Source organism: Streptomyces sp. ADI95-16 (assembly GCF_003721495.1).
Taxonomy (GTDB): Bacteria; Actinomycetota; Actinomycetes; order Streptomycetales; family Streptomycetaceae; genus Streptomyces; species Streptomyces goshikiensis.
The window spans coordinates 4,461,573-4,475,608 of the sequence record NZ_CP033581.1; the positions used below are offsets into that span (position 1 = coordinate 4,461,573).

The 14,036-nt window shown below is 72.5% G+C and carries 16 protein-coding genes; 11 read left to right on the forward strand and 5 right to left on the reverse strand.

The window, feature by feature from the left end:
* Positions 1–38 precede the first annotated feature (38 nt).
* Entirely contained in the window at positions 39–536 is a 498-nt protein-coding gene (locus EES41_RS19775; protein ID WP_123082578.1) for an HIT family protein, read from the forward strand.
* An 8-nt stretch (positions 537–544) separates the two neighbouring features.
* Here the strand turns inward: EES41_RS19775 and EES41_RS19780 are convergent, their stop codons facing one another.
* The 3 genes from EES41_RS19780 to EES41_RS19790 form a co-directional block, all read right to left on the reverse strand.
* The gene (locus tag EES41_RS19780) at positions 545–943 is read right to left on the reverse strand and encodes a nuclear transport factor 2 family protein (protein WP_073797879.1); all 399 of its coding nucleotides are present in this window, start codon (positions 941–943) and stop codon (positions 545–547) included.
* 609 nt (positions 944–1,552) lie between these two features.
* Positions 1,553–2,023, reverse strand: a complete 471-nt coding sequence (locus tag EES41_RS19785) for a MarR family winged helix-turn-helix transcriptional regulator (RefSeq protein WP_123079714.1) — start codon at positions 2,021–2,023, stop codon at positions 1,553–1,555.
* Positions 2,016–2,651 (reverse strand): DJ-1/PfpI family protein, encoded by a 636-nt coding sequence (locus tag EES41_RS19790; protein WP_123079715.1) that lies wholly within the window; start codon positions 2,649–2,651, stop codon positions 2,016–2,018. The genes EES41_RS19785 and EES41_RS19790 overlap by 8 nt, the downstream gene beginning before the upstream one ends.
* 198 nt (positions 2,652–2,849) lie before the next feature.
* On the opposite strand from EES41_RS19790, the gene EES41_RS19795 reads away from it, so the two are divergent.
* The 3 genes from EES41_RS19795 to EES41_RS19805 all read left to right on the forward strand — a co-directional run bounded on the left by EES41_RS19795 (position 2,850) and on the right by EES41_RS19805 (position 5,792).
* On the forward strand, positions 2,850–4,202 hold the full coding sequence (locus tag EES41_RS19795) for an aspartate aminotransferase family protein (protein WP_073797881.1): 1,353 nt from the start codon (positions 2,850–2,852) through the stop codon (positions 4,200–4,202).
* A 97-nt stretch (positions 4,203–4,299) separates the two neighbouring features.
* Positions 4,300–4,968 carry a GntR family transcriptional regulator gene (locus tag EES41_RS19800; protein WP_123079716.1) on the forward strand — a complete coding sequence of 223 codons (669 nt, stop codon included), beginning with the start codon at positions 4,300–4,302 and terminating at the stop codon, positions 4,966–4,968.
* A gap of 173 nt (positions 4,969–5,141) precedes the next feature.
* Positions 5,142–5,792, forward strand: coding sequence for a hypothetical protein (locus tag EES41_RS19805; protein WP_073774224.1), 651 nt, complete (start codon positions 5,142–5,144; stop codon positions 5,790–5,792).
* A gap of 60 nt (positions 5,793–5,852) precedes the next feature.
* Here EES41_RS19805 and EES41_RS19810 read toward each other — a convergent pair whose 3' ends face one another.
* Positions 5,853–6,599: an SLATT domain-containing protein gene (locus tag EES41_RS19810; protein ID WP_174261705.1), complete on the reverse strand. Its 747-nt coding sequence runs from the start codon at positions 6,597–6,599 to the stop codon at positions 5,853–5,855.
* Positions 6,600–6,870: 271 nt separating this feature from the next.
* Here EES41_RS19810 and EES41_RS19815 point away from each other — a divergent pair, with 271 nt between their 5' ends.
* From EES41_RS19815 to EES41_RS19845, 7 genes are all read left to right on the forward strand, one after another.
* Positions 6,871–7,215 (forward strand): YbaB/EbfC family nucleoid-associated protein, encoded by a 345-nt coding sequence (locus EES41_RS19815; RefSeq protein ID WP_008742462.1) that lies wholly within the window; start codon positions 6,871–6,873, stop codon positions 7,213–7,215.
* A 94-nt stretch (positions 7,216–7,309) separates the two neighbouring features.
* Complete coding sequence (gene recR / locus EES41_RS19820; protein ID WP_123079718.1) at positions 7,310–7,909, forward strand: recombination mediator RecR; 600 nt, start codon at positions 7,310–7,312, stop codon at positions 7,907–7,909.
* Complete coding sequence (locus tag EES41_RS19825) at positions 7,902–8,570, forward strand: DUF5063 domain-containing protein (protein ID WP_123079719.1); 669 nt, start codon at positions 7,902–7,904, stop codon at positions 8,568–8,570. The genes recR and EES41_RS19825 overlap by 8 nt, the downstream gene beginning before the upstream one ends.
* A 124-nt stretch (positions 8,571–8,694) precedes the next feature.
* Complete coding sequence (locus tag EES41_RS19830; protein ID WP_123079720.1) at positions 8,695–9,969, forward strand: aspartate kinase; 1,275 nt, start codon at positions 8,695–8,697, stop codon at positions 9,967–9,969.
* Positions 9,966–11,039 carry an aspartate-semialdehyde dehydrogenase gene (locus EES41_RS19835; RefSeq protein WP_123079721.1) on the forward strand — a complete coding sequence of 358 codons (1,074 nt, stop codon included), beginning with the start codon at positions 9,966–9,968 and terminating at the stop codon, positions 11,037–11,039. Before EES41_RS19830 ends, EES41_RS19835 begins: the two co-directional genes overlap by 4 nt.
* A 307-nt stretch (positions 11,040–11,346) precedes the next feature.
* Positions 11,347–12,063: a SigE family RNA polymerase sigma factor gene (locus EES41_RS19840; protein ID WP_123082579.1), complete on the forward strand. Its 717-nt coding sequence runs from the start codon at positions 11,347–11,349 to the stop codon at positions 12,061–12,063.
* Positions 12,060–13,205 (forward strand): hypothetical protein, encoded by a 1,146-nt coding sequence (locus EES41_RS19845; protein ID WP_123079722.1) that lies wholly within the window; start codon positions 12,060–12,062, stop codon positions 13,203–13,205. Before EES41_RS19840 ends, EES41_RS19845 begins: the two co-directional genes overlap by 4 nt.
* 36 nt (positions 13,206–13,241) lie before the next feature.
* Here the strand turns inward: EES41_RS19845 and EES41_RS19850 are convergent, their stop codons facing one another.
* A complete protein-coding gene (locus EES41_RS19850) occupies positions 13,242–14,036 on the reverse strand; it encodes an SURF1 family protein (RefSeq protein ID WP_123079723.1) in 795 nt (264 codons plus the stop codon).

The window sequence follows — 14,036 nt, forward strand, 5'->3', positions numbered from 1 at the left end:
CCTGCGCCCGGGGCGCGTTCGGCTAGGGTCCCCGGATGATCGACACCGACTGGCGCCGCGACCGCATCGGCAGCGCGCACCGGGGCGAGAACCCCACCGTCATGCGCCGCCTCGACGCGGGATTCGCCGTGATCGGCGACCGGCAGTTCCTGCCGGGGTACTCGGTCCTCCTGACCGACGACCCCGCCGTCACCCGGCTCTCGGACCTGCCCCGGCCGCGCAGGCTCGCGTACCTCACCGATACGGAACGGCTCGCCGAGGCCGTCGAGCGCGCCTGCGCGCGCCTCGACCCGGCCTTCCGGCGGGTCAACATCGAGATCCTGGGCAACACCGACCCCTACCTCCACGCCCACGTATGGCCCCGCTACGACTGGGAGCCCGCGGACCTCGTCCGGCTGCCGGTGTGGCTGTACGGGGAGGAGTACTGGCGCGGCGAGCGGCACGCGCTGGCCCCCCGCCACGACGCGCTGCGCGCCGCCATCGGGGAGGAGCTCGACCTGCTCGCCGATCAGGAAGCAGCCGGCCCGGCGACGTGAGCACGCGGTCAGTCCGCCACCAGGGGTTCGACGTGGCCCGCGCGCCAGCGGGGGGCCGGATCCTGGCCGGGGCTGGTCCAGTACTCCCTGGCCGCGACGATCTCTCCGTCGCGCACCGTCCAGAGGGAGACGGCCCGGTAGACGACGTGGTCCTGAGGTATCTCGACCTCGGTGACGACGAGGTCGCCGTCCGCGAGGATGCGGAGCAGCTCGACGGGTTGTCGTTCGTCCGTGTACGCGTAACAGTCGTCGCTGTTCACGGCGATGAAGTTGGCGCGGCCGACGATGCGTTCGCCGCTCACGGGCCATTCGATGACGGCGTCCTCGGCGATGAGCTTGGCCACGCCGTCCCAGTCGTGTGCCTCGATCCGCTCCCACAGTTGTGCCACTACGTTCAACGGCTCCATGTGCGGCAGTGTGCGATGGGGCCGCTCGACGCAACAAGCTTTGCTTGCAGGCTTATTGACTTCGACACAAACGGGCTGGGGGGCCGTGGGGGGAGGGGGCCGCGGCGGGTCTGCTTGCCGGTCATGACGGCGTAGACCGAGCCGCAGGCGGCGACGGCGACGACCAGGGCCACGAGGAGGAGGAACACGGTCGTGGCGGTCGGGGGCCGGTTGCGGGGCGGTGGTTCCATGCGGGTGTCCTCCACGGCGGAGTGCGGTGGGCGGGGCTCCGGTGGGGGAAGACGGCGGGGGTGGGACGAAGGTTGCCTGTGGCTCCGCCGGGTGGCTGGATCTGACCGGGCCCTGCCGGGCCCTGCCGGGCCCTGCCGGGGGCGTGGCCGGGTGTGCCGGTGCGGGGCCGGTGTCGGGGGCGGGCCCCCGGGGCCCCGCGCCTCAAACGCCGGCGGGGCTGAAGGGGCGGCGGGGCCGGGAGGGGCCGCGGGGGTGGGTGTGCCCGTGCGGCGCCGTTGCGGGGGCCGGCCCCCGGGCCCCCGCGCCTCAAACGCCGGCGGGGCTGAGTGGGGCGGCGGGCTGAGTGGGGCGGAGGGGCTGGGTGGGGTGGGACGCGCCTCAAGTGCCTGTCTGTGCGTTCAGGGTGTCCAGGGCTGCCGTGAGGCGGGATAGGGCTTCGGCGGTTTGGGCGAAGGCCTCTTCGCCCAGTTCGGCCGCCAGGCGGGTGGCCAGGGTGGCGTGGCCCGGGGTGATGCGGGCGATCGCGGCGCGGCCCTCCGCCGTCGGGCGCAGGAGCTTGGCGCGCCGGTGCGCCGGGTTCGGCACGTACTCGGCGAGTCCCTGCGCCGCCAGCAGGTCGGCGATGCGCTGGACGCTCTGCCGGGTGATGCCCATGGCCCGGGCGATGCCCGCCACCGGCAGCGGCTCCGTGAGGACCGCCCCCAGGACCTGCCAGCGGGCCGCCGTCAGGCCCGCAGGTTTGGCCAGTTCCTCGGACACGGCGAGGAACTGGCCGTTCAGCCGGAACACCCCGAGGGCCGTCCGGCTCAGCAGGTCCTGCTTCTCGCGCAGGGTCAGCGGCTCAGGCATCGCCGGATTCCGCCGCCGCCATCAGGACCGGGTACGCGCTCGCGTCCGAGTCGTGGAAGAGCCGGAACCAGGCGTCCAGGACCTCCGGCCCGTAGACGCCCAGGCGGGCGAAGACCTCCCGGGCGAACGCGACCGGTTCCGTCGGGCCCGCCGTGATCAGGTCGCCGTCGGTGACCGCGTCGGCCTCGACGTACCGCTCCGCGCCCCCGTAGCCGGGCTGCCCGGCGAGGTAGAAGGAGGCGCCGCTGGTGTGCGCGCGGCCGTCCAGCAGGCCCGCCCTGGCCAGGCCGGCCGTCGCCCCGCAGATCGCGGCGACCGGCACCCCGGCCGCCAGGAACTCCCCGGCCTTCGCCGCGAACGGCGCCAGGTCCTCGCCGGTGTCCCAGAGCGACGCGCCCGTCAGGATCAGCAGGGAGGAGTCCCCGGGGCGCAGGTCCGCCAGGGCCAGGTCGGGCAGGACGCGGACGCCGCCCATGGTGGTGACCGGCGCTCCGGCGGCGGAGCCGACCGTACGGACCGTGTGGCCGCGCTGGGTGAGGTGCGCGGTGGTGTGGCCGGTCTCCCAGTCCGCGTACGTGTCGTAGACCGCGAGGTGGACGGGTTTGCGCGGGGTCGGGGTCTCGCTCATGGTGCTCGCCTCCGGAGTCGCTCTCGCTCTGCCGCTGCCGTTCTTATGACAGAAGGCTGTCATTTCGGCAGGATGCTGTCAATGGTTGGATACCGGCAATACGGCGCCGCGCGGGCGGACAGAGTGCCGAGGGTGGTCCCCGACCCGCATACAGTCCGCCGATATCCCTCCCCACCTGCGCACTTCTAGCGTGACGGCATGACCCCTCATGTCACTGGCGCGACCGTCAAGGCCGCAGACCGCGCTCACGTGTTCCACTCCTGGTCCGCCCAGGCCCTGATCGACCCGCTCGCCGTGGCCGGGGCCGAGGGCTCGTACTTCTGGGACTACGACGGGAACCGCTTCCTCGACTTCTCCTCCCAGCTGGTGAACACCAACATCGGGCACCAGCACCCCAAGGTCGTCGCCGCCATCCAGGAGCAGGCCGCCAAGCTCTGCACCCTGGCCCCCGGCTTCGCCGTGGAGGCCCGTTCCGAGGCCGCCCGGCTGATCGCCGAGCGGACCCCCGGCGACCTGGACAAGATCTTCTTCACCAACGGCGGCGCCGAGGCCGTCGAGAACGCCGTACGGATGGCCCGGCTGCACACCGGCCGCCAGAAGGTGCTGTCCACCTACCGCTCGTACCACGGCGCCACCGCCGCCGCGATCAACCTGACCGGCGACCCGCGCCGCTGGCCCTCGGACACGGCCGCCGCCGGCGTCGTGCACTTCTGGGGCCCGTTCCTCTACCGCTCGCCGTTCCACGCGACCACCGAGGCCGAGGAGTGCGCCCGCGCCCTCACCCACCTCGCCGACACCATCGCCTTCGAGGGCCCGCAGACCATCGCCGCGATCATCCTGGAGAGCGTGCCGGGCACCGCCGGGATCATGACCCCGCCGGCCGGGTACCTCGCGGGGGTGCGCGAGCTGTGCGACCGCCACGGGATCGTCTTCGTCCTCGACGAGGTCATGGCCGGCTTCGGGCGCACCGGCAAGTGGTTCGCGGCCGAGCACTGGGACGTCACCCCCGACCTGATCACCTTCGCCAAGGGCGTGAACAGCGGTTACGTGCCGCTCGGCGGCGTAGCCATCTCGGCCGAGATCGCCGAGACCTTCGCCACCCGCCCCTACCCGGGCGGACTGACGTACTCCGGGCACCCCCTGGCCTGCGCCGCCGCCGTGGCGACGATCAACGTCATGGAGGAGGAGGGCGTCGTCGAGAACGCCGCCCGCATCGGCGAGGACGTGATCGGCCCGGCGCTCGCCGAGATCGCCGAGCGGCACCCCTCGGTCGGCGAGGTACGGGGTCTGGGCGTGTTCTGGGCTCTGGAGCTCGTACGGGACAAGGAGACGCGCGAGCCGCTCGTCCCGTACAACGCGGCGGGCGCCGACAACGCGCCGATGGCCGAGTTCGCGGCGGCCTGCAAGAAGTCCGGGCTGTGGCCGTTCGTCAACATGAACCGGACCCACGTCGTCCCGCCCTGCACCGTCACCGAGGCGGAGGCGAAGGAAGGGCTGGCGCTCCTCGACGAGGCGCTGACGGTCGCGGACCGGCACGCGGTCGCCGGATAGCGGGCGGTACATCCGTATAACGACCGCGAATCGATCGGTTTCAGCCTCGCTGCCTGGCCTTAAGGTGTCCGAAGCTCTACAGAGGAGACGGACCCCTATGCCAGGCAGCGGCGCTGTCACCCGCAACACGCTTCGCCAGCAGATCGCGGACGCGCTGCGCGACGAGGTGCTCGCGGGACGCCTGCCGCCGGGGACCGAGTTCACGGTCAAGCAGATCGCCGAGCAGTACGAGGTCTCCGCCACCCCGGTGCGCGAGGCGCTCGTGGACCTCGCGGCGCAGGGGCTGCTGGAGTCCGTCCAGCACCGCGGGTTCCGGGTCCGGATCTACTCCGTGGCCGATTTCGTGGGCATGATCGAAGCCCGCACGCTGATCGTCGACGGGATCTTCCGCCGGCTCGTCGAGCGCGGGACCGCGCCGGGGGCGGCCGAGATGCTGGTGTCGGTACGGCGCCGGGCGGAGGAGGCGCGGCGGGCCGCGCACAGCGGTTCCCTCGAAGTGCTGATCGGCTACGACCTGCGGTTCTGGCGGGAGCTGAGCGGGCTGGTCGGGAACGCGTACATCTCCGATTTCCTGCACCGGATCCGGGTGCAGACCTGGGTCTTCGCGGTCCCGCACCTCCAGCGGCAGCCGGAGCTGATGCGGGAGGCCCTGTGGAACGGGCACCGCGAGCTGGTGGAGGCGGTGACCCGGGCGGACCCGGACGAGGTGCGGCGGCTTGTGCACGCGTACAACCAGCACGGGCTGGAGTGGGCGGCCGGGCTCTGAGCCGGACGCCGGGGCGGCGGGCCCGGGAAGCCCCTCGGGGCGGCCCTGGGGCGGGCTCTGAAGCGGGCTCTGAAGCGGGCTTCGAGGTGCGTCCAGTTCTGCGCACCCCTTCGCGGAGGGTGTTCGGCGCACTACGCTGGCACGATCGGCGGCAACGACTGATCGGAGGCCGCGTGGCCTGTGACCTGTGGCTGGTCCCCCTTGTCGATGTGCTGTGCCACAGCCCCGACAACCCCTTCGCGGAAGAGATCGCCTCGTACGACAAGGCGCTGGGTGAGGCCGGGCTCCCGTCGGTGCCCGTGTTCGCGTACATGCCGGGGCTGTCCGGGGACGTCGCCCCGGTGGCCGGATTCGACTACGACGCCCTGCACTTCCTGCGGCGGGCGTACCTGCTGCAGATCTGCGGGCTGCCGGTGACTCCGGTGGACGAGCTGGGCGGCGACTACGAGCAGCTGCTGGAGATGTTCGAGCCGACGGCGCAGCAGTCGCACCTGGTGTGGCACTACGACCACGCCGGGGCGTACGTGCCGGTGGACTTCCCGGCGCCGCTGGCCAACGAGGAGCTGCTGGCGGGGGGCGGGCCGCTGGGGTCGGCGCAGGGGCTGCTGCGGGAGCTCGGGTTCGTCGCGCCGGCGATCGGGATCGACCCGCTGAACCCGCCGCCGGCGCCTGCGCCGCCGGGGCGGCCGACCTCGCTGGAGGAGCCGGCGGGGCCGATGCCGTACGACGACAGTCCGTTCGCGCGGGAGCGGCACGTGTGGCTGGGGCTGCACGCGGCGGCGACCCGCAGCCTGGGACAGGGATCGATGATCATCTTCAGCTAGCCGGGGCCCCGCCGGGCGCCGGCCCGGCCTCCCCGGGGGCTCAGCCCGGGGACGCCGGGGTCAGCGGGGTTGTTCCGGGGGGCGCTGGCGGGGCATGTTCGGGCGGGTGCCCGGGGGCAGGGGGAAGCGGGCCGGGGGGACGCCGGAGTCCGCGCGGCCGGCGGCGGCGCCCAGGGACTGCATCACCAGCGGCGCGGGGCCGGAGGAGAACTCCACCATCCACTGCGCGGTCTCGGAGCGGACGAGTTCCGTCACGTCCTCCGAGAAGCGCCGCAGCACGGTGAGGCAGCGTTCCGCCGCCTCGCCGGCCGTGCCCTCCGTCGGGCCCAGCACTTCCCGTACGTTCTCCGAGGCCCAGTCGAACTGGAGCGTCTGCAGACGGCGCTGGACCGCCTGCGCGGTGGCGACGTCCCGCATCCAGCCCGACGTCAGCCCGAAGAACCGGTCGCAGGCCAGGCAGGCCGCGCCCAGCAGCAGGCACAGGTAGCCGTACGAGGCCGCCCCCGTGGCGGACCCGGTGAGTTCCAGCAGCGGCATCGCGGCGCCCAGGACGGCGCCCCCCGCCGCCCCCGCCCGCAGGATCCGCGCGCCGCGGCGCTTCCACGCCCGGTCGGACAGGTACCACTCCGCCGTGCGCAGCGCATCGGCCTCTACTCGCCGGTAGAGCTCGTCGAGCCGCTCCGCGGGCTCGCCCCAGTCTCCCAGGGGGAACGGCTTGCCGGTCAGATCGCCCGCCGCCATCGGCCCGCTGCCCTCCTCCCGGGGATCCCGGGGTGGCCCCTCGGGCTGCATCTCCGGCTGGCTCACCCGGCACTCCCTCTGCCCGCGCTGACGTGTGGTGGTGCGCGTGTGCGCAATGGTGCGCATGCTCTTCCTACCTTCGAATGACGGGCCATGGGCGACGAATCCCCGGTTTTCCGCTCGCAAGGAGGTCTTCAGCAGGTACGCGCACGCCCCGACCTTCACTCGAAAGAGTTGGTCCTCACGGCGTAGGGCGCGCTGCCCGGGGAGCACGTAGGCTCAGATTGACCAAGCATTGCGCGGTCCCGACGTCCCGACGGTATTGGAGTGATTACCTGTGATTCCCGGTGGTGGCCAGCCCAACATGCAGCAGCTGCTCCAGCAGGCCCAGAAGATGCAGCAAGACCTCGCGGCGGCCCAGGAGGCCCTGGCGCTGGCCGAGGTCGAGGGGCAGTCCGGCGGCGGTCTCGTCAAGGCGACGGTCACGGGTTCGGGCGAGCTGCGGGCACTGGTGATCGACCCGAAGGCCGTGGATCCCACCGACACCGAGACGCTGGCCGACCTGGTGGTCGCGGCGGTGCAGGCCGCCAACGAGAACGCCCAGGCGCTCCAGCAGGAGAAGCTGGGCCCCCTGGCCTCCGGACTGGGCGGCGGCAGCGGCATTCCCGGCCTTCCGTTCTAGGCCGTCCGTTCCGGGCCGTCCGTTCCGGGCTGTCCGTTCGGGGCCGTCCGGTCAGGCCGTTCCCCACACACCCCATAGCGAAAGAGGCAGTCCGTTGTACGAAGGCGTGGTCCAGGACCTGATCGACGAACTGGGCAGGCTGCCCGGCGTCGGGCCCAAGAGCGCGCAGCGGATCGCCTTCCACATCCTGCAGGCCGAGCCCACCGACGTCCGCCGCCTCGCGCACGCGCTGCTTGAGGTGAAGGACAAGGTCCGGTTCTGCGCGGTGTGCGGGAACGTGGCGCAGGAGGAGCGGTGCGCCATCTGCCGCGATCCGCGCCGCGACACGACGGTCATCTGTGTCGTGGAGGAGCCGAAGGACGTCGTCGCGATCGAGCGGACCCGCGAGTTCCGGGGCAAGTACCACGTCCTCGGCGGCGCGATCAGCCCGATCGAGGGCGTCGGTCCGGACGACCTGCGCATCCGGGAGCTGCTGGCGCGGCTCGCGGACGGCATGGTCACCGAGCTGATCCTCGCGACCGACCCGAACCTGGAGGGCGAGGCGACCGCCACCTACCTCGCCCGCATGATCAAGCCCATGGGCCTGAAGGTCACCCGCCTGGCCAGCGGCCTCCCCGTCGGGGGAGATCTGGAGTACGCGGACGAGGTCACGCTCGGGCGGGCCTTTGAAGGAAGGCGACTTCTCGATGTCTGACGCAACGCTGCACGCTTTGGGCCAGGATCCGGACGACTTCGCCGTCCAGATCGCGGACCAGATCGAGTCCTTCATCGTCGCGGTCACCGAGGTGGCCAAGGGCGAGGACCCGGACAGCGCGGTGCCCTTCCTCCTCCTGGAGGTGTCCCAGCTGCTGCTGGCGGGAGGCCGGCTGGGCGCGTACCAGGACGTCCTGCCCGACGAGCGGTACGAGCCCGACCTCGGCCCCGAGCCGGATGTGGACGAGCTGCGCGAGCGGTTGGCCTACATGCTGGAACCGGTCGACGTGTACTCCGAGGTCTTCGACCCGTACGAGCCGCGCAAGTCGCCCGTCGCGCACCGGATCTCCGACGACATCGCGGACGTGGTGACCGACCTGCGGCACGGGCTGGCGCACTACCGCGCGGGGCGGACGACCGAGGCGCTGTGGTGGTGGCAGTTCTCCTACTTCTCCAACTGGGGCTCGACGGCCTCGGCGACCCTGCGGGCCCTGCAGTCGCTCGTGGCGCACGTGCGCCTGGACCAGCCGCTGGAGGCCCTGGACGGGCTGGACACGGACGAGGACCTGGCCGAGGAGGACCTCGCGGAGCAGGCCGGACGGGTGATGGCCGAGGAGATCGCCGGTCCGCTGGGGCTGCCCGGGGGCGGCGCGCGGCGGTAAAACGCCCGAAATATGCGGAACCTGTCCTTTGATCTTTTCGTCTCATGATGTGGTACGAGGCGGTCGGATCCCGGTCGCTCGTTACACTGCACCAGCAATGAGACGGACTGAGCGAGGAGCGCACGTGGGCCTTGTCGTGCAGAAGTACGGAGGCTCCTCCGTAGCCGATGCCGAAGGCATCAAGCGCGTCGCCAAGCGGATCGTGGATGCCAAGAAGAACGGCCACCAGGTGGTCGTCGTGGTTTCCGCGATGGGCGACACGACGGACGAGCTGATCGATCTCGCCGAGCAGGTATCCCCGATGCCTGCCGGGCGCGAATTCGACATGCTGCTGACCGCCGGAGAGCGGATCGCCATGGCCCTGCTGGCCATGGCGATCAAAAACCTGGGCCACGAGGCCCAGTCGTTCACCGGTAGCCAGGCAGGCGTCATCACCGACTCGGTCCACAACAAAGCGCGCATCATCGATGTCACGCCGGGCCGTATCCGCACCGCGCTGGACGGGGGCAACATCGCCATCGTCGCCGGTTTCCAGGGCGTGTCGGCGGACAGCAAGGACATCACCACCCTCGGCCGCGGCGGCTCGGACACCACCGCCGTCGCGCTCGCCGCGGCGCTGGACGCCGAGGTCTGCGAGATCTACACCGACGTCGACGGCGTCTTCACCGCGGACCCCCGCGTCGTGAAGAAGGCCCGGAAGATGGACTGGATCTCCTCCGAGGACATGCTGGAGCTCGCGGCCTCCGGCTCCAAGGTGCTGCTGCACCGCTGCGTCGAGTACGCCCGCCGCTACAACATCCCGATCCACGTGCGCTCGTCCTTCTCCGGACTGCCGGGCACCTGGGTCAGCAACGAGAATCCGCAAGGGGACGCGCAGGTGGAGCACGCCATCATCTCCGGAGTCGCGCACGACGTCTCCGAAGCCAAGATCACGGTCGTCGGCGTTCCGGACAAGCCGGGCGAGGCCGCGGCGATCTTCCGCGCCATCGCGGACGCCGAGATCAACATCGACATGATCGTGCAGAACGTGTCGGCCGCCTCCACGGGCCTGACCGACATCTCCTTCACCCTCCCCAAGACCGAGGGCCACAAGGCCATCGAGGCGCTGGAGAAGGCCAAGGGCAAGATCGGCTTCGAGTCGCTGCGCTACGACGACCAGATCGGCAAGATCTCCCTCGTCGGCGCCGGCATGAAGACGAACCCGGGCGTCACCGCCTCGTTCTTCCAGGCGCTGTCCGACGCGGGCGTCAACATCGAGCTGATCTCGACCTCCGAGATCCGCATCTCGGTCGTGACCCGCCAGGACGACGTCAACGAGGCCGTCCGCGCCGTGCACACGGCCTTCGGCCTCGACTCCGACAGCGACGAGGCCGTCGTCTACGGAGGCACCGGACGATGACCGCGGACCGGTCCTCCGGCCCGGCGCTCGCCGTGGTCGGGGCGACCGGGGCAGTCGGTTCCGTACTGCTCCCGATCCTGTCCCAGCGCGCCGACATCTGGGGCGACATACGCCTGATCGCCTCCGCGCGCTCGGCCGGCCGTGTGCTGGCCGTGCGCGGGGAGGAGGCCGAGGTCCTCGCCCTCACCGAGGACGCCTTCGAGGGCTTCGGTCCGGGCGACGTGGTGATCTTCCTGACCCCGCCCGAGGTCTCGGCCCAGTGGGCGCCCGTGGTCACCACGCGGGGCGCGGTGGCCGTCGACCAGTCGGCCGCCTTCCGCGAGGACCCCGAGGTACCGATGGTGGTGCCCGAGGTGAACGCCCACGCGGTACGGATCCGGCCGCGCGGGATCGTCGCCGGGCCCGACTGCGTGACCGCCGCGATGATCGCGGCCGTGGGCGCGCTGCACGCCGAATACGCGCTGGCCGACCTGGGCGTCTCCTCGTACCAGGCCGCGAGCGCGGCCGGGCGGGCCGGCTCGGCCGCGCTGCGGCGCCAGTTGTCGCTGGTCGCCGGGACCGACCTGGGGGAGAAGCCCGGGGACGTGCGCCGTGCCGTGGGCGAGGACACCGGGCCCTTCGCGGGCCCGCTCGCCCTCAACGTGCTGCCGTGGTCCGGGGAGCTGCGCGAGGGCGGCTGGTCCTCGCACGAGCTGGCCGTACGGGCGGAGACCCGGCGGATCCTGGACCTCCCGGACCTGCCGGTGGCGGTGACCTGCGTACAGGTACCGGTGCTGGCCGGGCATTCGCTGACGGTGCGGGCGCGGTTCGAGAACCGGGTGGACGCGGCGCACGCGCGCGAGATCCTGGAGGGGGCGCCCGGGGTGGTCCTCGTCGACGACCCGGCGGCGGGGGAGTTCCCGACTCCGGCGGACGCGGCCGGGACGGATCCGGCGTGGGTGGGCCGGGTGCGGGCCTCGCTCGACGACGATCACGCGCTGGAGTTCTTCGTCTGCGCCGACAATCTCCGTAAGGGCGCGGCCCTGAATGCCACTCAGATCTCGGAACTGATCGCAGGTGAATCTGCGTAATTCACTTTGTAGGATCGGTGTCGATCCCTTGATCAAGGTGATGGCCCGACTGCCGTCTCGAAAGACGGGGCAATCGGGAAGAGCGGGTACGCATGAGGGCAATCGGGATATTGCTGGATGTTCTGCCTCGCGCGTACAACCCTGACGGGGGGACGCGTGTCCAACGGGCGTGGCAGAGGCATTGCTCGACTTCGCCGTCGTACCGGCGCGCACCGGAATCGGTCCGTCGCGCCGGCGGTCCCGCGTACCCGGCGAGATCCCGGTGATCATGCCCGTCCCGCCCACCGGCGCGACTCCCGTCACCCCGTTGCCCGTTGCGTCACCGCCCGTGGCACCGACCCGGGGCGGCCGCGTGCCCTCACCCCGCGATAGCTCGGAAGGCGTCGGGGGCGACACCCCGGCGGAGACCTCCGGGACCGCGGGGAGCGCCGATGCCGCCGAGGCGGCGCAGACCGTCCCGACGGCGGAGACCGTCCCGACGGCGGAGAGCGCCGCGGGCGGCGAGGGCGCCGAGAAGGTCGTGGTGGCCGGTACCACCGTCGACCACCTCACGGAGACCTACCAGGCGCACTACCGCTCGCTCCTCGGGCTCGCCGCGCTGCTCCTCGACGACACCGCCTCCTGCGAGGACGTGGTCCAGGAGGCCTTCATCCGCGTCCACTCGGCCCGCAACCGGGTCCGGGACCGCGACAAGACGCTGGCGTACCTGCGCCAGACCGTCGTCAACCTCTCGCGCTCCGCACTGCGCCGCCGGATCCTCGGCCTCAAGCTGCTGTCGAAACCGATGCCGGACATGGCCAGCGCCGAGGAGGGCGCGTACGACCAGCTGGAGCGGGACGACCTCATCAAGGCGATGCGGGGACTCCAGCGGCGCCAGCGCGAGGTACTGGTGCTGCGGTACTTCGCGGACATGACGGAGTCCCAGGTCGCGGAGACGCTCGGCGTCTCGCTCGGCTCGGTGAAGGCGTACGGATCGCGGGGCATTGCCGCGCTGCGGGTGGCGATGGAGGCTGCGCAGTCATGAGGGACGACCACAAGAACGCGCCGGACCACGAGCTCGCCGAGAGCGCCGAGAGCGCCGAGAGCGCCGAGAGCGCCAAGACCGCCGAGATCGGTGCGGAAGCGGCGCTGCGGAGCCTGCTGAGTGGCGCCGTCCAGGACCTCCAGCCCTCCGAGGGCGCGCTGGAGCGGCTGCGGTACGCCGTCCCCGCCCGCCGGGCGCGCAAACGGCGGGTGCTCGTCGGAGCCGCCGCGGCCGTGCTGCTGGCCGGTACGGGGATCCCCACCGCGATCCGGCTGACGGCCGCCGAGGGCACCACCGCAGGGCACTCGGCCATCGCCGGGCACGGGGAGCAGCAGGGCGGCAAGCACGGCGCCGCCTCCGACCCGCACCAGAACGGATCGGGCGCCCTCGCCCAGAAGCCCCCGAAGGCCCCCGGCAAGAGCGGCGAGGGCCTGGGCGCCACGGGTGCGCAGCCCGGCCAGGCGCCCGGCGCCGCGACGGCGGGCGCGGAGTCCGGCCCGGCCACCCCGGGTACGGCGACGGGCAAGAACCCGCTGCCCCCGGCCACCACCACGGGGCTGCCCGGATGCGGAGCCGCCCAGCTCGGCGTGCACGTCAGCGCCCGCGCCCCGCAGGCCGACGGCAAGGTGTTCGGCAGCTTCAAGGTCACCAACGTGTCCGGCAAGGGCTGCGCGGTCACCGGCCCGGACACCGTGACGGCGACCCCCGCGCCCGGCGCCGCTACCGGCCAGGCCCCGGCGGTGAGCGTGGTGGGCCACCGGCCGGGCGACCCGGCGAGCGCGCTGCTGACCGATCCGTCGGCGGAGCCGCCGGTGCTGACGCTCCAGCCCAACGCGGCGTACGAGGTCCAGTTCGCCTGGGTGCCCTCGGGCGATCCCTGCCCGGCGGCGAGCCCGGAGGCGGGTGCCAAGCCGTCGGAGAAGCCGGCCGAGGCGGCGGGCGCCCAGGCGGCGGGCGGCGGCGATTCGGCCGCGGCCCCCGATCTGCGGGCCGGCGGCGGTCCGGCCCCGGAGGCGAGCGGGGTGGAGGTGTCGCACACGCCGGTGTCGGGTGCGCCGACCACGCAGACCACCATCCCCAGCGCCTGCGGCGGGACGGTCTACCGCACGGGCGCGATCCCCCTGGACGCACCGAAGCCGTAGGGCGGGGGACAGAGCGGGCCGGGGGCCGGGCCGGCGTCAGGCCTTGGCGGCAGCGGTGCCCGCCGGCTCGGTCTCCGGCAGGAGTCCCGCCTCGGTGTCCCGCAGGGTCTCCACCTCGCGCCGGTACAGCCGGAACCACATGAACAGCACGAACGCGGCGAAGACGAACCACTCGCCGGTGTAACCGAGGTTCTGGAAGGCCTTCAGGTCCAGCCCGGTGTTGGCCGGGGCCTGCGCGGGCACCGGAGTCAGCCCGTCCGCCGCCGTCTGCACCGTCAGCCACGCGTCGTACAGCTCACCCGGCACGATGTTGACCAGCGAGGCCGCAGCGATCACCCCGAGCTGACCGGCCGGCAGACCGCCGCCCGCGTGCACGCCCTTGGTGCCGGAGTTCTCCGAGGCCTGGAGCGCGCCCGTCACCTCCACCCGCCCGGTCGGCGCGGCCGGGGCCCTCGCCGCGTCCGCCGCGCCCGGCAGCCAGCCCCGGACCACGGGAACGGCCTTGCCGGAGTCGGTCTTCAGCAGCGTCAGGACGTAGAACCCGGCCTTCCCGTCGAGCGTCCGCTCCGGGACCAGCAGCTGCTCTCCGTACTCCCCACTGGCGGAGGCGAGCCGTCCGGAGGTGTTCCTGTCCACCGGGAGCAGCGAGTCCAGCGGCTTGGCCGTCCGGTCCGCGGGCCGTTCGGCGTTCGCGGTCGCCTCGCGGTGGCTGTCGACGCGGTCCTCGAACCGGCCGAGCTGCCAGGACCCCATGAACAGGCAGAAGGGAACGCCGAGCGCGACGAAGACGTTGATCCCCCACCAGCGCGGGGTCAGGAGAAACCGGTGCAC